Raw genomic sequence first — 18,965 nt, forward strand, 5'->3', positions numbered from 1 at the left:
AGGCGAGCCGCCCCCGTCCCCACGAGGGCCGGCCCCCGTTTCCTGCGAGGAGAGCGCCCGTGCCCGACCCCCTGCCCACCCATGCCGGACCCTTCGCGCTCGGCACGTTCCGCGCCGCCGGCGGACCGTTCCCCGGCCTGGTCACCGGCGAGCGCGTACGCGACCTCTCGGACCAAGTGGCCTCCACGCGCGCCCTGTTCGAGGACTGGGACGACTGGCTGCCCCGGCTCGCCGCGCTCACCGACACCGACGGCACCTGGCACGACCTCGCCGATCTGGAGGTCCTCGTCCCCCTCGAACCGGGCCAGATCCTCCAGAGCGGCGCCAACTACCGCAAGCACGTGGTCGATCTGGTCGCCAAGGAGAAGGCGAGCGTCCACGGGGCGACACCCGAGGAGGCCCGTGCGGACGCCGAGCGGATGATGGACGCCCGCATCCGCGAGGGGGTGCCGTACCTTTTCCTCGGCTCGCCGCGCGCCCTGTGCGGGGCGTACGACGACATCGTGCTGCCCGAACGGGGTGAACAGCACGACTGGGAGCTCGAACTCGCCCTGGTCATCGGGAAGTCCGGCCGGAACATCCCGGTCGGGGCGGCCATGGAGCACGTCGCCGCCTACACCGTCTCCAACGACCTCACCACCCGCGACCGGCTCTACCGGCCCGACCTGAAGGCCATCGGCACCGACTGGTTCACCGCCAAGAACGCCGACACCTTCCTGCCCACCGGGCCCTTCCTCGTCCCGGCCGCCTTCGCCGGCGACCCGCACGACCTCAGGATCACTCTGCGGCACAACGGGGTCGTCCGGCAGGACGAGTCGACGAAGGACATGATCTTCGACATCCCGATGCTGATCGCCTACGCCTCCACGACCACCACCCTGCGCCCCGGCGACCTCCTCCTCACCGGCTCCCCGGCCGGGAACGGCGCCCACTGGGGTGTGTTCCTCCAGCCCGGTGACGTCGTCGAGGGCGAGATCACCGGCCTCGGCCGCCAGCGCAACACCGTCAGGAGCCACGCATGAGCTTCCAGCCCATCACCCATCTGCGCCATGTCGACCTGGCCGTACCGGACTTCGACACCCAGCGCGCCTTCTACGGCACCACCTGGGGGCTCACCGAGGTCGCCAACGACAGCGGGATCGCGTTCTTCGCCGCCGAGGGCAGCCCCGAGCAGTACGTCGTCCGCATCCGCAAGGACGAGCGGAAGCGGATGGACCTCGTCGCCTTCGGGGCCGTGTCACCGGGCGCCGTCGACGAACTGCACGTACGGCTCGGCCGGGCCGGGGTGCGGCTCATCGGCGAACCGGGGGTGCTGGACACCCCCGGCGGCGGCTACGGCTTCCGCTTCTTCGACCCCGACGGCCGGGTCGTCGAGGTGTCCGCCGACGTCGCCACCCGCGTCCACCGCAAGGTCGAGGAGCGCGAGGCCGTCCCGGTCCGCCTCTCGCACTGCGTGGTCAACTCCCAGGACCCGGAGGGGCTCAGGGACTTCTATATCGAGCACCTCGGCTTCCGGCTCACCGACACCCTGTACTCGCAGCACATGGGCGACCTCATGTACTTCCTGCGGTGCAGCCCCCTGCACCACTCCTTCGCCATCGCCCGCGGCCCTCATGTCTCCCTGCACCACGCCTCGTTCGAGATGCGCGGCGTCGAAGAGTACATGCGCGGCACCGGCCGGGCGCTGCGCGCCGGGACCCGGCTGACCTGGGGGCCGGGACGGCATCTCGCCGGGGACAACACCTTCTCCTACTTCCACGACCCGCACGGCAACACCGTCGAGTACACCACCGAACTCGCGGTCCTCGAAGAGGACGTGTGGCACCCGGGCCGCCATGACGTCGCCGACCCGATCACCCAGGACCAGTGGGGCACCGCCGATCCGATGAGCGAGTCGGTCGCCAAGGAACAGTTCAACGACCCCGACGTGCTGTTCGTCGCGCCGCCCGTCTGAGCGACCGGCGTCGACGCGCCGCCCCTTTGAGCACCCGACACCGAGAAAGGCCGCAGCCGTGGCAGAGATCCTGAAGCACGCCGTACCCAAGGCCGAGGTGACGGCCTCCCTCGACCAGGTGCGCGAGACCGTCGCCGGCGTCATCGCGGACATCCGCGACCGCGGTGACGCGGCCGTGCGCGCGTACTCCGAGAAGTTCGACGCCTGGAGCCCCGACTCCTTCCGGCTGTCCGCCGGGGAGGTCGAGCGGATCGTCGCCTCCGTGCCCGAACAGGTCATCGCCGACATCGAGTTCGTCCAGGACCAGGTCCGTTCCTTCGCCCGCCAGCAGCTCGACTCCCTCGGGGAGTTCGAGGTGGAGACCCTGCCCGGGGTGAGGCTCGGGCAGAAGCACATCCCCGTGCAGGCGGCCGGCGCCTACATCCCCGGCGGGCGCTACCCGCTCACCGCTTCCGCCCACATGACCATCGTCACCGCCAAGGTGGCCGGCGTACCGCGTGTCGTCGCCTGCACCCCGCCGATCCGCGGGGAGATACCGGCCGCGACGGTCGCCGCCATGCACCTGGCCGGCGCCGACGAGATCTGGCTGCTGGGCGGGGTCCAGGCGGTCGCCGCGATGGCCGTCGGCACGGACACCATGCGGCCGGTGAACCTGATCGCCGGACCCGGCAACGCCTATGTGGCCGAGGCCAAGCGGCAGCTCTTCGGCGAGATCGGCATCGACCTGTTCGCCGGACCCACCGAGATCCTCGTCCTGGCCGACGACGACGCCGACCCGTTCGTCTGCGCGGTCGACCTGCTCTCCCAGGCCGAGCACGGCCCCGACTCCCCGGCCGTCCTCATCACCACCTCCCGCGAGGTCGCCGAACGGACCGTCGCCGAGGTCGAGCGCCTCCTGCCCGGCATGCCCACCCGGGACTACGCGGAGCCCGCCTGGCGCGACCACGGCCAGGTGCACGTCGTCGACTCGATCGACGAACTGTACGCACTGGCCGACGACTTCGCCTTCGAGCACGTCGAGGTGCTCACGGCCGAACCGCGCCTCGCCCTGGAGCGGATGACCCAGTACGGCGCCCTGTTCCTCGGCGAGGGCACCTGCGTCTCCTTCGGCGACAAGGTCATCGGCACCAACCACGTCCTGCCGACCCGCGGCGCCGCCCGCTACACCGGCGGCCTGTGGGTGGGGAAGTACCTCAAGACGGTCACCTACCAGGAGGTCACCGGCACCGACTCGCAGGCCCTGCTCGGGCGGCTGTGCGGACGGGCCTCGCGCGTCGAGCTGTTCGAGGGCCATGCGCGCTCCGGTGACGTCCGGGCCGCGAAGGCCGCCGGTGACCCGCTGCCGTGGAACGCCGGGTGAGCCTGCGCGGCCGTACGGCCCTCGTCACGGGCGGAGGAGGGCCGCTGGGGCGGGCGTTCGCGCGCGCCCTCGCGGACTCCGGGGCCCGGGTCGTCCTCGTCGGGCGCAACGAACAGGCCCTGAAGGAGACGGCGGGGCTCGTCGGCGCGGGCGCGCTCACCGCCGTCTGCGATGTCGCCGACCCCGCCTCCGTCACGGCGCTGGCCGCCGAACTCGCCGACGAGGACGTGTCGTTGCTCGTCAACAACGCGGGTGTCGCGGGCCCGGTCAGACCGCTCGTCGACATCGAACCCGACGAGTGGGACGACGTGTTCGCCGCCAATGTGCGCGGCGTGTACCTGATGTGCCGGGCCTTTCTGCCGCCGATGATCGCGGCGGGCCGGGGAGACATCGTCAACGTCGCCTCGGTCAGCGGGAAGCGGCCCCTGCTCCACCGCACCCCGTACACCGCCTCCAAGATGGCCCTGCTCGGCCTGACCCGTACCCTCGCGGGCGAGGTGGGGCCCCAGGGTGTCGCGGTCAACTCCCTCTCCCCGGGCCCCGTCCGGGGTCCGCGCATGGACCGCAACTTCCGCATGACGGCGGAACTCACCGGCTGCACGGTCCAGCAGGCGGAAGCCGACTTCGCCTCCCGGGCCGCGCTCGGCCGGCTCGTCGAGGAACACGAGGTCGCCGCCGCCCTGGTGGCGATGCTGGCCATGCCCGGCCTGTGCGGGGCGGACATCGACCTGTCGGCGGGGATGGTCGCACCGGCGTAGAAGGGCACAGGACGAGGGCCGCGCCCGGACGACGAAGGTCGTGCGGGCGCGGCCCCCGGTATGCCCCCCGGCCCGGCTGTCACCACCCTGTGTGACCGCCATGGAGCGGGCCCCGCGATCCTTGGCATCGGGTTCCGGAATGTCTTCGCACAGCCTCTATTGCGCTCTGTAGCAGGCTGCTTCACTCCCTGAAGCGCACCGCTTGGTGCCCCCGCCCGAGCCGTCGTGACCATTCTTCCGACGGCGGGCCGGTCACGCTGCGCGACGGCGCACTCGAACCCTCGGAAGGCACGCAATGACGCTGATCACCCGACGCTCGGTCCTGATCGCCGGCACGGCCGCGACCGGAGCCGTCCTGCTCCCGACGGCCACCGCCACGGCCGCCACGAAGAAGACGACCGGCAAGAAGATCACGGTCGGCGCCGGAGAGTCGTACGAGCTCGCCGCCACCACCCGGGTGAGCGAACTCGCCCTGGCCGAGGGCGCGACCATCGTCGCCCCCGACGGCCACAGCCTCTCCCTGACGGTCGACGGCGTGGAGACCGGCCAGCTCCTCACCGAGACGGGCGGCACCGCGACCCTGATCCGGCCCGGCACCTACCGCGGTGACGTCGTCCTCACCGTCGCCGAGGCCAACGCGGTGACGTACGAGACGCTCACCTTCCCCTTCCGGCAGGCCGTCTACGTCGACGCGAACGGTGTCGACCGCGACAAGTCCGTGCTGACGGCGGTTCAGGGCGGCAAGCTCACCGACACGCTCGCCAAGGGCGTCTCGGTCACCTCCACCGGCGAGTGCTTCGACGGCGTGTTCGTCCAGGACGGCACCTACACGCTCCGGAACACCACCATGAGGCTGACCGGCAACGGCCGCTGCGACTTCGCCGGTTACGGCGCCGCGGTCGTCGGCGACGGCGCGGCGACCAGGCTCGTCCTGGACGGGGCCCGGATCGACACCAAGGGAGTCGTCCGCACGACCGTCATCGCCAACGACGGCGCCAACGTGATCGTGAAGAACTCCCGGCTGAGCGCCCGCAACGGCGTCCTGCCCGCCGACTACCAGGCCACCGTCGAGACGCCCTACATGCAGTCCGTGCCGTGGATGCTCGGCCTCGACGGCAACGTCCGCGCCACCAACCTCATCGGCGCGGGCACCAAGGCGACGTACATCAACTCCTCGGTCTTCTCCGAGACGTGGGGTGCCCTGTCCGTCGAGGGCGGCAGCGCGCTCAAGCTGACCGTGCTCGGCGGGCACATCGGCAACACCGGCGCCTACGGCTACGGCACCTACGCGATCGGCGACGCGACCGTCCGCGTCCTCGGCGCCCGCTTCGACGTCGGCTCCTACGCGACCATCATCGCGGGCCCGGCGGCCGTCGTGCACTACGGCGACAGCACGCGGGCCGCGGTCGCCGCGCTCGACGAGGAACTGGGACTGGGGCTCACCACCGCCGAGCTGAAGTCGATCCCCGTCACCAACACCGTCGTCAACTCGGGCCACTTCGGCTACATGTTCTTCGGCACCGGCACCCTGACCCTCGACGGCGGAACCGTCGTCAACTCCGACCGGGCCACCTTCCTCAACAAGGGCCAGCAGACCACGATCAGCGTCGACGGCTCGAAGGGCGCCAAGCTCAACCCGCGCGACGGGATCATCCTCCAGATGATCGAACTGGACGACCCCGGACCGGTCATGACGGACGGAAAGATGCTCAACACCGGCGTCTACACCGAGCCCACCACCGACCCGACGAAGGACACCGCCTTCGACGTCACCACCGCCCACACCGCCGACGGCTCCGCCACCTTCAGCTCCATCAAGTTGAAGGGCGACTTCTACAACGGCATGCGCAAGGGCAAGAACATGGTCCTCACCTTCGACGGCTCCACCGTCGAGGGCGTCATCACGGCGTCGCGGACCGCGCACCGCGTGCCGACGATCGACTCCTCCGCCTTCTACGAGCTCGGCATCGTCACCAACACCGCGCAGGCCGCCGTCAACAACGGTGTCGTGGTGAACCTGGCCGGCGGCTCGACCTGGACGGTCACCGGGACGTCGTACATCACCGCCCTCACCCTCGCCGCCGGTGCCGCGGTCAAGGCCCCGCGCGGCAAGACCCTGAAGGTGACCGTGGACGGCACCGCGACGACCCTCGCCGCCGGGAAGAGCTACACCGGGGCGATCACGCTGACCGTCGCCTAGCCTCCTGCTCGATCCGCTCGAACTGGGCGCCCATGGCCTCCGCGAGGGCGTGGGCGCCCGACAGCGGGCGGACCATCACCATGAACTCGTCGATGAGACCGTTCTCGTCGACATGGAGGAAGTCGCAGCCGGTGATCCTCTTGTCGCCCACCCGCGCCTCGAACACCAGGGCGTGGTTCTCGCCGTCCGTGCCCTCGATCTCGCGGACGTACTGGAAGTCCTCGAAGACCCGGGACACGCCGTGCAGGATCGCCGCCGTGATCGCCTTGCCGGGGTACGGCTTGAACACGACCGGGCTGGTGAAGACCACGTCCTCCGCCAGCAGCGCCTCGACGGCCTCGAAGTCCCAGGCCTCGACGGCCTCACGGAAGGCACGCATCCGGATCACCTCTCTCTTCTCTGGATACTCAATTAATTGAGTAGGTGTGGATGAGGGTAGGCGGCCGGAGAGGCGATGTCCACGCGCGCCTGCCGAGGCTTCTGCGGCCGGAGGCTCTTCTAAGCTGACGCGATGTTCAGCCCCGAAGGCCCGAGCCTGCGCGAACTCACCGTCCAGGCACTGTCGTCCGTCGAGCACGGCTACGACCTCCTCGCCCCGAAGTTCGACCACACGCCGTTCCGCACCCCCGACTCGGTGCTGGACGCCGTCGCGCGGGCGCTGGCCCGGATGGGGCCCTTCGACGCCGGTCTCGACCTGTGCTGCGGAACCGGGGCCGGAGCCGACGTCCTCACGCGCGTGTGCCGGTCGAGCGTGACCGGGGTGGACTTCAGCGCCGGGATGCTGGAGGTGGCGCGGGGGCAGGGTGCGGGGGACCGTTCCGCCCGGGTCCGGGTCGACTGGGTGCGCGCGGATGCCCGCGCCCTGCCCTTCGGGCCCGCCTTCGACCTCGTCGTCAGCTTCGGAGCGTTCGGGCACTTCCTGCCGGGGGAGCTGCCGGGGCTGTTCGGCCAGGTCCGGCGGGTGCTGCGGCCCGGCGGGAGGTTCGCCTTCCCGATCGTCGCGCCGCCCCGCCCGGGGACCCTCGCCCACGGGATGCTCCTCGGCTTCGACCTCGCGATGCGGGTGCGGAACGCGGTGTGGCGGCCCCCGTTCGTCATGTACTACCGGGCCTTCCGGCTCGCCGACGTCCGACGGGAACTGGAGCGCGCCGGCTTCGCGGTGGAACTCCTGGCGCTGCCGGAGTTCGGCCACCGCCGGGACGGCAGCCCGAGGGTACGGATGGTGGTGGGGCGGCCGACGGGGGAGCGGTGAGGCGGGGGCCGCTGGGGCGGGGTGCTGCGAGGACCGGCGCGCCCTCTTGGAGGCCGACGCGGGCCTCCGGCACCGAGCCGCCTCCGGGGGCCGCCGCGCCGCTCGTGCCGACGCCTCCTGACGGCACCGCCGCGCCGCCGACGCGGAGGCGCCCCAAAAGGCCACCGCCCCCACCGCCGGGTGCACCGAGGCCGCCGTGGTCGTCCCTCACCGCGCCCCGACGGCAGGTCGCCCCAACTCCTCACAGAAGGCCCGTTCCGGGCGTAGCGTGGACGTGGAGGCCGGTCGAGGGAGGTGCGTGGATGGCGGTGCCGCCCACCCGGACCGCGGTGGGACAGATGCGTCACGGCGACCATCTCCTCCTCGGCTACGAGACCGACGAGGAGCGCGAGACGGTGCTCGCCGCGTTCCTGCTCGACGGCCTCGCCTGCGGCCACCGGGGGCTGTTGCTGCCGCCCGCGGACCTGCCCGCGAAACTCGCCCTCTCCTTCCTCGAGGCGCACGGCTGCGCGGTCGGCGACGAACTCGCGGCCGGACGGCTGCGGGTCGACGGACACCTGTCCTCCCCGCAGGGCCTGCGGGACCTCGACGAGGTGATCCGCCGTGAGGCCCTCCGCGCGGTCGCCGACGGTTACCTCGGCCTGAGAGTGGCGACGGAGATCCTGCGCGCCCAGGCCGGAAAGGGCCTCAGGACCCTGCGCGACAGCGAACTCCTCCTCGATCCCGTCTTCGCCGCCCTGCCCGTCCTCGGCATCTGCCAGTACGACCGCCGCGTCTTCGACGAGTCCGAACTCGACCCCCTCACCGTGCTGCACCACGGCCGGGTCGGCGCGGACGCCGTGTGGCGCGACGACCTGCTGTCCATCACCCGTACCTTCGCACCCCCCGGCCTCGCCCTGGCGGGAGAGGTCGACGACACGAACGTCACCGCCGTGGCCCGCGCCCTGCATGCGGAGCGCGCCCGCCCCCACTCCCGTACGCCCACCGGTCCGCTCACCCGCCTCGATCTGCGGAACCTGAGCTTCATCGACGTCGGGGCGCTGCGCCTGCTGGTGTTCTCGGCGCTCGGCCTGTCCACGGCGGGCGGCACCCTCGTGCTCCACGGCGTCGCACCCCATGTCCGGCGCGTCCTGCGGGTGAACGGCTGGGACCGGGTCCCGGGCCTGCGCCTCGAACCGGACGGGGACGCGTCATGACCCGAGGCGGCTTCGTCCACCAGGCCCTGTGCTACGACTCGGACAGCGCCTTCCTCGCCACCGCGACGGGCTTCGCCCGCGACGGACTCGACGCAGGCGACCGCGTCCTCGCGGCGGTCTCCCGACACAACCTCACCCTGCTCCGCGAGGCGCTCGGCGTCCGCTCCGCCGAGGTCGAGTCCGTCGACGCCCGCGACTGGTACGACTACCCCTCCCGCACCCTGGGCCGCTACCACGCCTACTGCGAACGGCAGGGCCCCGGACGCCGGGTGCGGATCATCGGCGAGCCCGTCTGGGCGGGCCGCAGCGACTTCGAGATACGGGAGTGGGCCCGCTACGAGTCCGTCCTGAACGTCGCCTTCGCCGGCAGCGCCCACTGGATCCTGTGCCCCTACGACACCCGCGTCCTGCCCGCCGACATCGTCCGCACCGCCGCCCGCACCCACCCCGAACACGCCGACGGCACCCTCACCGGCGCCTACACCGACCCCGGAGCCTTCTACGCCGAGTGCGACGCCCGGCGCAGCCGCTCCGCCCTCGCGGGACCCGACGACATCCCCTTCCGGCGCGGCGGCTCGGCCACGGTGCGCAGGGCCGTGTCCGCCTACGCGCGCCGCGCCGGAATGCCCGAGCAGCGGACCCGCGACCTGGTGGCGGCGGTCCACGAGACGGTGGTCAACGTCCTGCGCCACGGCGGCGGTCAGGGGGTCGTACGGCTGCGCGGGGACGCCGAGTACGTGATCTGCGAGGTCCACGACGACGGCGGGCACACCCCGGTGCCCCGACCGGCGTTCCCCGGCCATCTGCCACCGGAGCGCCACGCCCCGGCCGGCCACGGGATGTGGCTGGTACGGCAGTTGGCCGACCTGGTCAGCGAGGACCTGACGCCGTCGGGCTCGGTCGTCCAGCTCTGCTTCCGTCGGCCGGAAGCGTGAACTCGTAGACCAGCGCGTCCTGTTCGGCGTCCAGCAGCAGATCGGTGATCTCCAGCGGCCGGGCGTACTGGTCGTGCACCCGTCGGGTCACCCGCACCGAGTCCGCCAGCGGCACGATGGAGTCACGGTGGTGCAGCGTCAGCCCCGCCTGGCGCATCCAGTCGTAGGCGCGCCGGAGTTGGGCCGAACCCCGGCCGTCCGCGCGGTCGCGGTAGCGGCCCAGCTCCTCGACCTCCGCGAGCGCCACCGCGGAGAACGAGGTCACGGCGGTGCGCAGCCCGCCCGCCGCCTCGTAGCGGTGCACCAGCGTGGGCCGGTGCGGGGCGAGCCCGAGCGCCTCGGCGTGGCCCGGCGGAGGCGTCTCCCAGGCGACCGTGGCCCGGTCGGCCTCGACGCCGGTCCGGGCGCCGACCGGGAAGGCGAGCGCCGAGGGGGTCCGCACGGGCTCACCGGGCAGCGCGGCGTGGGTGCCGCGCCGGTCGGTGGTGACGGCACCGCTGTGCCGCAGCACCTGGAGCGCCTGGCGCACGGTCTCCCGGCTGGCCCCGAAGTGCTCGGCCAGCCGCCGCTCGCCCGGCAGCCGCCGACCGGGCGGGATCGTGCCGTCGCGCAGCTCTTCGAGCAGCGTGGCGGCGATCCTCCAGTAGAGCGGCCGATCGGCGTCGGGCGTGCTGCGGGCAGCGGGGGTGGGGGTGGAGCGGGCCATGCCGCGCCTCCTGGTCGGTGACATCCTGTAGCCGTGCGGGCTCGGTGCGCCACCAGATCTAGCATTGGTCTAAACCACGAGGGAAGACCGGCCCGGGGGAACGGCCGAAACCGCACCGCCCCCGGACGCCCGCCCGCGCCGCCCCCACAGGCCCATCAGGAACCCGCGCTCAGAGCCGCGAGCGCAGCCACCGCAGCTTGGCCGCCTCCTGGTAAGGGCCGCCGCCCTCATGGTCGTTGAAGTCGTAGACCTCGATCGACCGGTCCTCGTGCGGCCAGTTGTTGAAGGCGGCGAAGACGGTGGAAGGCGGGCAGGTGAGGTCCTCCAGCCCGGTGGAGAACAGGGCAGGCGCGCTGCCCCGCGCGGCGAAGTGGACCCCGTCGAAGAAGGAGAGCGTGCGCAGCGCCTCCTCGGTACGACCCCGGTGGGTCCGGAGGAACAGGCCGATCTCCCGGTACGGGTGACGGTCCGTCAGCGTCGCCGCGCGCCGGAAGTCGCACAGGAACGGCACGTCCGGCGCGACCGCGACCAGGTCCGGCACCAGCCCGCCGACCGCGAGGGTGATCCCGCCGCCCTGGCTGATTCCGGTGACCGCGGTGCGCGCGGCGTCGACCAGGGGATGGGAGCGGGCCGCCTCGACGGCCCGGACGGCGTCCGTGAACAGCCGCCGGTAGTAGTAGTTCTCCGGGGAGTCGATCCCGCGGGTCATGTAGCCGGGGTAGGCGGGCCCCGCGCCGACCGGGTCGGCCGTGGCACCCCCGCCGCCGTTGCCGCTGCCCTGACCGCGGCTGTCCATCACGAAGTGCGCGCGCCCCGTGGACGCCCACAGCAGATGCTCGTGCGGCAGCCCGCGGCCGAGGCCGTACCCGACGAACTCCACCACGACCGGCAGCGGTTCGGTGGTGCCGACGGGCAGCGTCAGCCAGCCCTTGACCGGGTGGCCGCCGAACCCGGCGAACGTCACGTCGAACACCTCGACCGTCGCCAGACCCGTGTCGACCGGCTCGAACCGGGCGTCCAGGTCGTACGCGCGGGCCTCCTGGAGCGTCGCGGACCAGAACGCGTCGAACCCCTCGGGCGCGGTCGACGCGCCCCGGTAGCGGCGCAGTTCATCGAGGGGAAGGTCGAACAGGGCCATGCAGGACCGCCTTCGGGGCGAGGAACGGACGGATGCGTGCGAGTGATCACACCGTACGTGGGTGGTCCGATCAATCACCAGACCCCGGTCCGCCCACGCCCCGGGAGCCCGCCGCGTCAGACGCTTTTGGAGGGGCGATCGGCGGTGCCGGACCGCTGGTCAGGGCCCGCCGACCCGGATCGACGGGGGACGGCCGGCCGGTGCTCCGACGGGCGGCCCGTCGAGCCAGGAGGTCGGGTCACCACCCCCTGAGCGACCCCGGCCGCAGTCATGCGGACCTGCGCGCCGCTCGCTCCGGGCCATGCTGCGTCGACGGCTGATGCCGCTCCCGGGCCGGGCGGTGGTGTGGCGAGGAGTGACGTTGCGTCCGCGCCGGGCGGTGGTGCGGTGAGGGTGGGTGCCGTGTCGGCGCCGTCGCGTTCAGGCGGACCTGCGCCGCGTCCACTCCGGTTCGGTGCGGGCCCACTCCTCCTCCCACTCCGCGAGCCGGTGCCGCAGCGACACCTGCCGCACCAGCAGGCGGCCCAGGAGGATCACGCCGACCGTGCCGGCCCCGGCACAGACGCCGATCGTGAGGGTGTGCTGCCACACGGCGACGCCGCTCGGCGGCTCCTGGACGTTGCGGCCCCGGTCGTCGAACCACACCTCGACCATGTCACCGGGGTGCGAGCCGGCGGGGACCCGCGCGTCGGCCGTCCTGCGCGCCTGGCCCGGTTCCGTCCAGGCCACCGTCGTGCGCACGGTGCGCGGACCGTTGCCCTGCACGGTCGGCAGGGTTTCGGGGATCGGGCCGACGACCTCGGCGCGCACACTGTGCCGGTCGGCGCGCTGCGCCGCCGCGGCCCGCTGGGCCTCGGTGTGCGCCCAGCAGGCGGTGAGCGTCCCGACGAGCGGCGCCAGTACGAGCAGCAGCGCCACGACGGCCAGCGCCGTCCACGCCTCGACCACGTCCGACCGGCGGCGCAGCGGATTCTCCCGCCGGCGCCAGCCGCGCACCCGTTGTCGCATGTCGACCTCCTCGCACCCGCGCGAGTGCCCACCGGAGTCCGGGCCATGGGGCCTTCGCCCCGGTCAGCCGAAGCGTTCGATCCTGATCCGATCCACCGGCTGCCCGGCCTCCACGAGCAGCCGCGAGGCGTGCTCGGCGAAGGCGTTGGACCCGCACACATAGGCTTCCCACCCACCAGGGTGCTGCTCCGCCAGGAGCGGCGCCACATGGGCGGCGGTCATCCGTCCCACCGGCACCCCCGACGGGGCGCTGCGCGTGAAGACGGGCGTCGTCTCCGCACCGTACTCGCGGGCGTAGATGAGGTCCTCCGGGCTGCGCGCGGACACCAGCAGCCGCAGCGGCACGGACAGGTTCCGCATCCGGCGGTGGCGCACCATCGACATCAGCGGCACGACCCCGGACCCGGCGCCGATGAGGAGCGCGGGCCGGTCGCCGGGCCAGGCGAAGAACCCGCTCAGCGGTCCCCGCACCTCGACCTGGTCACCGGGCCTGGCCTCGGTGTGGAACCAGCCGGACACCTCGCCGCCCTCGACATGGTCCAGGGTCAGTTCGACGTGTCCCTCGTCCTCGGGCGCGGAGGCGATCGAGTAGTGCCGCTGGGCCGTGTAGCCGTCCCCGGCGGCCAGCCGCAGCATCAGATGCTGGCCGGGCAGATGGCCCGCCCACGCGGGCACGGCGAACCGGAACGTGGCGGCGCCCGGCGTCTCCCGGCGGATCTCGGTGAGCGTGGCCGTCTGCCACACCGCCGCGGCCCGGTTGCTCACGGCGATCCGCCCGGGCACGGCGAACCGCGTGGCCGGGGCGAACCGCGTGGCCCGGTCGAGGCTCTGGGTCGATTGCTCAGTCACCGGAGTACCGCTGCTCCTCCCACGGGTTGCCCCGCGCGTGATAGCCGTTCTGCTCCCAGAACCCCGGCTCGTCGTGGTCCAGGAGCCGGATGCCCGCGATCCACTTGGCGCTCTTCCAGAAGTACAGGTGCGGCACGAGCAGCCGGGCGGGCCCGCCGTGCTCGGCCGCGAGCGGCTTCCCGCCGAACTCCCAGGCGATCCAGGCCCGCCCGCCGGTCAGATCGGCCAGCGGCAGGTTCGTGGTGTACCCGGTGTGCGAGTACGCGACGGCGTGGGTCGCCGAGGCGTGCGGGCGCACCGCGTCGAAGAACGCGTCCAGGGACACCCCGCCGAAGCGCACGCCGAACTTCGACCAGCTCGTCACACAGTGGATGTCGCCCTCGTACGCCGAACCGGGCAGCGTGTGCGCCTCGTCCCAGTCCCAGGTGCGCGGTTCCTCGACCAGCCCGTCCACGCGGAAGGTCCAGTCGGCGGGCGACAGGTCCGGCGTGACCTCGGCGGACAGCACGGGCCAGTCGTCGCCCGCGTCGTACTGCCCCGGCGGCAGACCGGGGTTGTGGACGCGGGGGCGTCCGGTGAAGCCTCGGGTGACGTTCATGCTTCAACCGTACGCTGTCGACGAGGGTGCTCCCGCCCTGGTCAGCGCGGGCCGGAGGCGACGCGGTGCACGTCACGCCCCGATCATTGCGGCCGTATGAACACTCCGCCGACCCGGGAATAGGCGTCGGCCGGCCGGCCTTGCCGCCTGATGCACGGTGCGAGCGAAGGAGTGTGGGAACCATGCCCGAGGCGTACGTCTTCACGCGGTACGGCGGTCCGGAGACCGAGGCACTGGCGGAGCTGGACAAGCCGGTCCCCGGGCCGGGCGAGATCCTGGCCGCGGTACGCGCCGCAGGCGTGAACCCCGTCGACTGGAAGATCCGCAGCGGCTACCGCCGTCCCGGCGACACCGGCGAGCGGGCCTTCCCCGCCGTCCTCGGCAGCGAGGTCGCCGGAGTCGTCGAGGCGGTCGGCGAGGGCGTAGAGGGCTTCGCGGCCGGGGACGAGGTCTTCGGGAACACGGTGGCCGGCGGCTACGCCGAGTACGCCCTGCTGTCCGCCGAGGTCACCGCGCACAAGCCCGCGGAGCTCTCCTTCCGTGACGCCGCGACCCTGCCGGTCGCCGCCGCGACCGCCTACGACGGGGTCGTCCAGCTCGGCCTGCCGTCCGGATCGACGCTCCTGGTCACCGGCGCGGGCGGGGGAGTGGGCGCGGCGGCCCTGCAGATCGCCCGGTCGGCCGGGCTGCGGGTGGTGGGCGTGGCGAGCGCGGCCAAGAAGGACTTCGTCGAGTCCCTCGGCGCGGTCCACGTCCCCTCCGGCCCCGACTGGGCCGACGCCGCGCGGGCCGCCGCGCCGGACGGCGTCGACGGGGTGTACGACCTCGTGGGCGGCGACGTCCTCACCGAGGCCGCCGGGCTGCTCACCGACCGGTCGAAGCTGATCACCGCGGGGGCCCCGGCCGAGGTGGTGGCCGAGCTGGGCGGCGCCCGTGTGGAACGCGCCCGCACCGCGGCCGTCCTGGACGCGGTCGCGCGGCTCGTGCTCGACGGCGGACTCGACCCCCACGTCACCTCCACCTTCCCGCTGGAGCGGGCCGGAGAAGCGCTGCGCACCGTCGAGGAAGGCCACGCCCGCGGCAAGGTTGTCATCGAGGTCGCCCGATGAGCGCCCCGGACGAGCGGGTGCTCGACAACCCGGCCCGCGCGTCCCTCACCGGACCGCACGCCCACTTCGCCGAGCGGCGCGGACGCGTCCTGCGCTACCCCCTGGACGTGTCGCCCTGGCTGGCGCTGCCCGACGACCCCGGCCCCGACGACTGGGCGGACGTGGCGGAACTCGCGGGCCCCGGCGCCGAGGTCCCGCTGGCGGGCTACGCGGGAGAGGTGCCGCAGGGCTGGGAGATCACGTTCAGCATCGAGGGCGTGCAGTTCGTGGACGCCGGTCTGGCCGCCGCGCCGGAACCGGAGGCGCTCCGGCTCGGCCCCGCCGACGTGCCCGAGATGCTCGACCTCGTCGCCCGCACCCAGCCCGGCCCCTTCCTGCCGCGCACCGTCGACATGGGCACCTATCTCGGCATCCGGCGCGAGGGCGCGCTCGTCGCGATGGCGGGGGAGCGGCTGCACCCGCCGGGCTGGACCGAGATCAGCGCCGTCTGCACCGACCCCGCCTTCCGCGGCGAGGGCCTGGCGACCCGGCTGATCCTCGCCGTCGCGCACGGCATCCGGGAGCGCGGCGAAACGCCGTTCCTGCACACCGGCGCCCACAACACCAACGCCATCCGGCTGTACGAGGCGCTCGGCTTCCGGCTGCGCCGCCGGACCCGGTTCCTCGCGGCACGGACACCGGAGCGGCTCGCGGCCCTGTCGTGACCGCCTACCCCGCGTCCTCGGTGTCCTCGCCCGACCAGGCGTTGTAGCGGGCCAGATAGCCGGCGAACCGGACGAGATCCTCCTCCGGCCAGTCCGCGAGCCGCTCCCGGAACGCCGTCCGGCGGCTCTCGGTCACCTGGGCGAGGATCGTCCGGCCGGCGTCCGTGAGATGCAGCACCTGCACCCGGTGGTCGTCCGGGTCGACGCGCCGCTCGACGAGCCCCGCGCGCTCCAGGGCGGCCACCTGACGGCTGACCGTGGACTTGTCCAGCGCGTAGTGCGCGGCCAGGTCGATCGCCCGGCAGCCGTCGCGCTCCTCCAGATGCCCGAGCAGGGTGTACGAGACGAGCGACAGCTCGGGATGCATCCGCCCCGCCGTGGCGCGTGCCCGTCGGGCGAAGCTCGTCATCTCGCGCTGGATGCTCTCGACGGCCTCGATGGCGTCCACGTGACCTCCTCCACGGTTTTGGTTGTATAGTACAACTTGAAGTGAGAGTTGTATAAGCCAACTCTTGTGCCGTCCGTCGGATCTCTGGAGGTCGTGCGTGATGAGGTCACCCGCACTGCGCCATGTGCTCACCCATCTGGTCACCCCGCTGCTGATGTGCCTGGGCATGGGGCTCGCCTACATGGGCGCGTTCGTGACCCCGGAACCGCACCATCTGCCCGTCGCTGTCGTGGGCTCGGGAGCCGAGACCAAGGTGTTCGCCCAGACCGTCAAGGACAAGGCGGGGGAGGCGCTGGACGTCCGGACCGTGGCGACCCGCGCCGACGCCGTCGAACTGCTCAGGTCCCGTGACATCACCGGCGCCTACGTGCCGAGCGCCACCTCGCCCGAGCTGGTCGTCGCGAGCGCGGCCTCCGACATGGACACCCTGGCCGCCGAGAAGGTCTTCACCCCGATCGCCACCGCGCAGGGCGTCCCGCTCGAGGTCACCGACGTGGCCGCGCCCGTCGACGACGACCCCACGGGGCAGGGCCTGTTCTTCCTGCTGGTCGCGGTGAGCATCGGTTCCTACGCCTCCGTCGCCGCGCTCGGCGCCGCCGGCGGCACCCTTCCGATGCGGGTCCGCGCCCTGCTCGCCGTCGCGGTCTCCGCGGTCGTCAGCGGCATCGGCGCCCTGCTCGCCGGACCGCTCTTCCACCTCGCCCACCACGACCTCGCGGGACTGTGGGGCATGGCGTGGCTCTACTCCGCGGGCATCCTGCTGATCGGCGTCGGACTGCACACCTTCCTCAAGCGGTGGACCACCCTCGCCATGATGGTGCTCTTCGTGATGCTCAACTTCACCACCTCCGGCGGCCTGTACCGCCCCGACCTCCAGAACGGCTTCTTCGGCACCCTGCACTCCTTCTGGAACGGCGCCGGCTTCGTCGAGGGCGCCCGCAGCCTCCTCTACTTCGACGGCGACGGCCTCGGCCGCACCCTCTGGACCCTGGCGGGCTGGCTGGTCGCCGGCCTCGCGGTGACGGCGGTCGCCGCGGCGTACGAACGCGGACGCGCGGTACGGGAGGCCGGGAAGCGGGACGAGCAGCGGACCGAGCCGCGGATCGAGGAGAAGGCCGGGGAAGAGGCGGAGGAAGAGGCGGAGGAGACCGTCGGCGTCTGATCCCGTCGGCGTCCGGTCCGTCGGGTAAGGTGACTGCCCGGCCGTGGAGATTCCCGGCCGGTGCCACCGAGGAGGTGAGACCCATTACCGCTGTGTCAGGTCGGGTGCTCTCTCCCCGAGTCGGCGCGGATCACCGGTAACGGCTGACCGCGAGAGCGCCCTTCGGCTACCGAAAGGCTCTCGGCTTCCATGCCCCTGTTTCCCGCCCCCTCCTACGACTCCGCCGTCGTCGCGCTGCGCGCCGCGGGCTGTGTCTTCGCCGAGGACGAGGCCCGGCTCATCCTCGGCGCCGCCCGCACCCCGGACGAGCTCACCGCGATGGTCGCCCGCCGCGCCTCGGGCGTCCCCCTCGAACTCGTCGTCGGCTGGGCCGAGTTCCGCGGACTGCGGGTAGGCGTCGAACCCGGCGTCTTCGTCCCCCGCCGCCGCACCGAGTTCCTCGTCGAGCGGGCCCTCGCCCGGGTTCCCGCCGCCCGCGTGGTCGTGGACCTGTGCTGCGGCTCCGGCGCCGTCGGCGCGGCCCTCGCCGCCGCCCTCGACGGTGCCGAACTGCACGCCGCCGACATCGACCCGGCCGCCGTGCGCTGCGCCCGCCGCAACGTCGCCGCGTACGACGGGCACGTGCACGCCGGAGATCTCTTCGAGGCGCTCCCGGCCCGTCTGCGCGGCCGGATCGGCATCCTCGCGGCGAACGTGCCCTACGTCCCCTCCGACGAGATCGGGCTGCTGCCCGCGGAGGCCCGGGACCACGAGCCCAGGGTCGCCCTGGACGGCGGCACGGACGGCCTGGACGTCCTGCGCCGGGTTGCCGCCGAGGCGCCGGACTGGCTGGCCCCCGGCGGCTGTCTCCTCGTCGAGACCAGTGAACGGCAGGCCCCGGCCGCCCTCGACACGTTCGCCCGCAGCGGCCTGACGGCCGAACTGGCCGTCTGCGACGAGCTGTTCGCCCACGTGGTGACAGGCGTCAGGCCGTAGCACCATCGGTCCCGTGAGCACGGCCCGCCACCTGCCCGGGCCCGGCTCGTCCCAGGTCCCCGGGAGAACGTGGTCGGCGCGGCCTGAGCGGGGGCTGCTCGCGGTGACCGGCTTCGACCCCTCGCGGGGCCATGGCCGAGCACGCGCCCGAGACCGCTCTCCGGCCCGGGGCCGGCTTCTCCCCGGTGTCCGGGAGCGTGCGGCCTCGGCGGGGGCTGCTCGGTGTGGCCCTGGTGGTCGTCGGTGTCAGGTCGTGGCGCCGCTGGTGGTGGTGTGCGGCTTCGGACCGTCGTGGGGGCCGTGTCCGGGCATTCGGGTGGGATCGTTCTCCGGTCCGGGGAGCGTGTCCCGCCACTGGCTCGGGGTCGGCTTCTCCGCGGTGTCCGGGAAGGCGCGGCCTAGGCGGGTGTCGCTGTGGCCCTGGTGACCGGTGGTGTCAGGTCGTGGCGCCGCTGGTGGGCGGGGCCGGTGTGGTGGTGTCCGGCTTCCGCCACTCGCGAGGGCCGTGTCCGTCCTGCGGTCCGGGGAGCGTGTCCCGCCACTGGCTCGGGGTCGGCTTCTCCGCGGTGTCCGGGAAGGCGCGGCCTAGGCGGGTGTCGCTGTGGCCCTGGTG

The 18,965-nt window shown here is 73.0% G+C and carries 19 protein-coding genes; 12 read left to right on the plus strand and 7 right to left on the minus strand.

Translation table 11 applies throughout. The features are described 5' to 3' along the window. Positions 1-59: 59 nt before the first annotated feature. The 5 genes from ACIPSE_RS30650 (at position 60) to ACIPSE_RS30670 (ending at position 6,272) form a co-directional block, all read left to right on the plus strand. On the plus strand, positions 60-1,022 hold the full coding sequence (locus tag ACIPSE_RS30650) for a fumarylacetoacetate hydrolase family protein (RefSeq protein ID WP_401668751.1): 963 nt from the start codon (positions 60-62) through the stop codon (positions 1,020-1,022). Further along, complete coding sequence (locus ACIPSE_RS30655; RefSeq protein WP_401668754.1) at positions 1,019-1,954, plus strand: VOC family protein; 936 nt, start codon at positions 1,019-1,021, stop codon at positions 1,952-1,954. The genes ACIPSE_RS30650 and ACIPSE_RS30655 overlap by 4 nt, the downstream gene beginning before the upstream one ends. 58 nt (positions 1,955-2,012) lie before the next feature. Further along, a complete protein-coding gene (gene hisD / locus ACIPSE_RS30660) occupies positions 2,013-3,314 on the plus strand; it encodes a histidinol dehydrogenase (RefSeq protein WP_401668757.1) in 1,302 nt (433 codons plus the stop codon). Continuing rightward, positions 3,311-4,072, plus strand: a complete 762-nt coding sequence (locus tag ACIPSE_RS30665) for an SDR family NAD(P)-dependent oxidoreductase (protein ID WP_401668759.1) — start codon at positions 3,311-3,313, stop codon at positions 4,070-4,072. Before hisD ends, ACIPSE_RS30665 begins: the two co-directional genes overlap by 4 nt. 295 nt (positions 4,073-4,367) lie before the next feature. Further along, positions 4,368-6,272, plus strand: coding sequence for a hypothetical protein (locus ACIPSE_RS30670; RefSeq protein ID WP_401668762.1), 1,905 nt, complete (start codon positions 4,368-4,370; stop codon positions 6,270-6,272). On the opposite strand, the gene ACIPSE_RS30675 is transcribed toward ACIPSE_RS30670, so the two are convergent. Further along, positions 6,253-6,651 (minus strand): nuclear transport factor 2 family protein, encoded by a 399-nt coding sequence (locus ACIPSE_RS30675; protein WP_401668764.1) that lies wholly within the window; start codon positions 6,649-6,651, stop codon positions 6,253-6,255. The genes ACIPSE_RS30670 and ACIPSE_RS30675 overlap by 20 nt on opposite strands. Positions 6,652-6,783: 132 nt before the next feature. On the opposite strand from ACIPSE_RS30675, the gene ACIPSE_RS30680 reads away from it, so the two are divergent. The 3 genes from ACIPSE_RS30680 to ACIPSE_RS30690 all read left to right on the plus strand — a co-directional run bounded on the left by ACIPSE_RS30680 (position 6,784) and on the right by ACIPSE_RS30690 (position 9,655). Next, entirely contained in the window at positions 6,784-7,524 is a 741-nt protein-coding gene (locus tag ACIPSE_RS30680) for a class I SAM-dependent methyltransferase (protein ID WP_401668766.1), read from the plus strand. A gap of 302 nt (positions 7,525-7,826) precedes the next feature. Further along, a complete protein-coding gene (locus ACIPSE_RS30685) occupies positions 7,827-8,720 on the plus strand; it encodes an MEDS domain-containing protein (protein WP_401668768.1) in 894 nt (297 codons plus the stop codon). After that, positions 8,717-9,655, plus strand: coding sequence for an anti-sigma factor RsbA family regulatory protein (locus ACIPSE_RS30690; RefSeq protein ID WP_401668771.1), 939 nt, complete (start codon positions 8,717-8,719; stop codon positions 9,653-9,655). The genes ACIPSE_RS30685 and ACIPSE_RS30690 overlap by 4 nt, the downstream gene beginning before the upstream one ends. On the opposite strand, the gene ACIPSE_RS30695 is transcribed toward ACIPSE_RS30690, so the two are convergent. From ACIPSE_RS30695 to ACIPSE_RS30715, 5 genes are all read right to left on the minus strand, one after another. After that, entirely contained in the window at positions 9,591-10,361 is a 771-nt protein-coding gene (locus ACIPSE_RS30695) for a winged helix-turn-helix domain-containing protein (protein ID WP_401668773.1), read from the minus strand. The two genes, ACIPSE_RS30690 and ACIPSE_RS30695, sit on opposite strands and share 65 nt — an antisense overlap. A gap of 169 nt (positions 10,362-10,530) precedes the next feature. After that, a complete protein-coding gene (locus ACIPSE_RS30700; protein ID WP_401668775.1) occupies positions 10,531-11,499 on the minus strand; it encodes an acetylxylan esterase in 969 nt (322 codons plus the stop codon). A gap of 420 nt (positions 11,500-11,919) precedes the next feature. After that, the gene (locus ACIPSE_RS30705) at positions 11,920-12,507 is read right to left on the minus strand and encodes a hypothetical protein (protein ID WP_401668778.1); all 588 of its coding nucleotides are present in this window, start codon (positions 12,505-12,507) and stop codon (positions 11,920-11,922) included. Positions 12,508-12,570: 63 nt separating this feature from the next. Next, entirely contained in the window at positions 12,571-13,356 is a 786-nt protein-coding gene (locus tag ACIPSE_RS30710) for a ferredoxin reductase (RefSeq protein ID WP_401668780.1), read from the minus strand. Further along, positions 13,349-13,954 carry a sulfite oxidase-like oxidoreductase gene (locus ACIPSE_RS30715; RefSeq protein ID WP_401668783.1) on the minus strand — a complete coding sequence of 202 codons (606 nt, stop codon included), beginning with the start codon at positions 13,952-13,954 and terminating at the stop codon, positions 13,349-13,351. The genes ACIPSE_RS30710 and ACIPSE_RS30715 overlap by 8 nt, the downstream gene beginning before the upstream one ends. A 182-nt stretch (positions 13,955-14,136) precedes the next feature. Between ACIPSE_RS30715 and ACIPSE_RS30720 the strand changes: the two genes are divergently transcribed. Both ACIPSE_RS30720 and ACIPSE_RS30725 read left to right on the plus strand, forming a co-directional pair. Next, on the plus strand, positions 14,137-15,063 hold the full coding sequence (locus ACIPSE_RS30720) for an NADP-dependent oxidoreductase (protein WP_401668786.1): 927 nt from the start codon (positions 14,137-14,139) through the stop codon (positions 15,061-15,063). Further along, positions 15,060-15,767, plus strand: a complete 708-nt coding sequence (locus ACIPSE_RS30725) for a GNAT family N-acetyltransferase (protein ID WP_401668789.1) — start codon at positions 15,060-15,062, stop codon at positions 15,765-15,767. The genes ACIPSE_RS30720 and ACIPSE_RS30725 overlap by 4 nt, the downstream gene beginning before the upstream one ends. Before the next feature lie 4 nt (positions 15,768-15,771). Here the strand turns inward: ACIPSE_RS30725 and ACIPSE_RS30730 are convergent, their stop codons facing one another. Continuing rightward, the gene (locus ACIPSE_RS30730) at positions 15,772-16,215 is read right to left on the minus strand and encodes a MarR family winged helix-turn-helix transcriptional regulator (RefSeq protein WP_401668791.1); all 444 of its coding nucleotides are present in this window, start codon (positions 16,213-16,215) and stop codon (positions 15,772-15,774) included. Positions 16,216-16,315: 100 nt separating this feature from the next. Here ACIPSE_RS30730 and ACIPSE_RS30735 point away from each other — a divergent pair, with 100 nt between their 5' ends. Both ACIPSE_RS30735 and ACIPSE_RS30740 read left to right on the plus strand, forming a co-directional pair. Beyond that, the gene (locus tag ACIPSE_RS30735; RefSeq protein WP_401668794.1) at positions 16,316-17,377 is read left to right on the plus strand and encodes a hypothetical protein; all 1,062 of its coding nucleotides are present in this window, start codon (positions 16,316-16,318) and stop codon (positions 17,375-17,377) included. Between the two features lie 189 nt (positions 17,378-17,566). After that, positions 17,567-18,352 (plus strand): putative protein N(5)-glutamine methyltransferase, encoded by a 786-nt coding sequence (locus ACIPSE_RS30740; RefSeq protein WP_401668796.1) that lies wholly within the window; start codon positions 17,567-17,569, stop codon positions 18,350-18,352. Positions 18,353-18,965 lie beyond the last annotated feature (613 nt).

The sequence above is a fragment of the Streptomyces sp. NPDC090106 genome (assembly GCF_044747265.1).
GTDB lineage: Bacteria > Actinomycetota > Actinomycetes > Streptomycetales > Streptomycetaceae > Streptomyces.

Excerpts from the sequence above, each read along its gene's own strand:
- ACIPSE_RS30675 (WP_401668764.1), bottom strand. The coding sequence starts at position 6,651 with ATGCGTGCCTTCCGTGAGGCCGTCGAGGCCTGGGACTTCGAGGCCGTC.
- ACIPSE_RS30720 (WP_401668786.1), top strand. The coding sequence starts at position 14,137 with ATGCCCGAGGCGTACGTCTTCACGCGGTACGGCGGTCCGGAGACCGAG.
- ACIPSE_RS30655 (WP_401668754.1), top strand. The coding sequence starts at position 1,019 with ATGAGCTTCCAGCCCATCACCCATCTGCGCCATGTCGACCTGGCCGTA.
- ACIPSE_RS30715 (WP_401668783.1), bottom strand. The coding sequence starts at position 13,954 with ATGAACGTCACCCGAGGCTTCACCGGACGCCCCCGCGTCCACAACCCC.
- ACIPSE_RS30705 (WP_401668778.1), bottom strand. The coding sequence starts at position 12,507 with ATGCGACAACGGGTGCGCGGCTGGCGCCGGCGGGAGAATCCGCTGCGC.
- ACIPSE_RS30680 (WP_401668766.1), top strand. The coding sequence starts at position 6,784 with ATGTTCAGCCCCGAAGGCCCGAGCCTGCGCGAACTCACCGTCCAGGCA.
- ACIPSE_RS30695 (WP_401668773.1), bottom strand. The coding sequence starts at position 10,361 with ATGGCCCGCTCCACCCCCACCCCCGCTGCCCGCAGCACGCCCGACGCC.
- ACIPSE_RS30740 (WP_401668796.1), top strand. The coding sequence starts at position 17,567 with ATGCCCCTGTTTCCCGCCCCCTCCTACGACTCCGCCGTCGTCGCGCTG.
- ACIPSE_RS30670 (WP_401668762.1), top strand. The coding sequence starts at position 4,368 with ATGACGCTGATCACCCGACGCTCGGTCCTGATCGCCGGCACGGCCGCG.
- ACIPSE_RS30725 (WP_401668789.1), top strand. The coding sequence starts at position 15,060 with ATGAGCGCCCCGGACGAGCGGGTGCTCGACAACCCGGCCCGCGCGTCC.
- ACIPSE_RS30685 (WP_401668768.1), top strand. The coding sequence starts at position 7,827 with ATGGCGGTGCCGCCCACCCGGACCGCGGTGGGACAGATGCGTCACGGC.
- ACIPSE_RS30700 (WP_401668775.1), bottom strand. The coding sequence starts at position 11,499 with ATGGCCCTGTTCGACCTTCCCCTCGATGAACTGCGCCGCTACCGGGGC.
- ACIPSE_RS30735 (WP_401668794.1), top strand. The coding sequence starts at position 16,316 with ATGAGGTCACCCGCACTGCGCCATGTGCTCACCCATCTGGTCACCCCG.
- ACIPSE_RS30690 (WP_401668771.1), top strand. The coding sequence starts at position 8,717 with ATGACCCGAGGCGGCTTCGTCCACCAGGCCCTGTGCTACGACTCGGAC.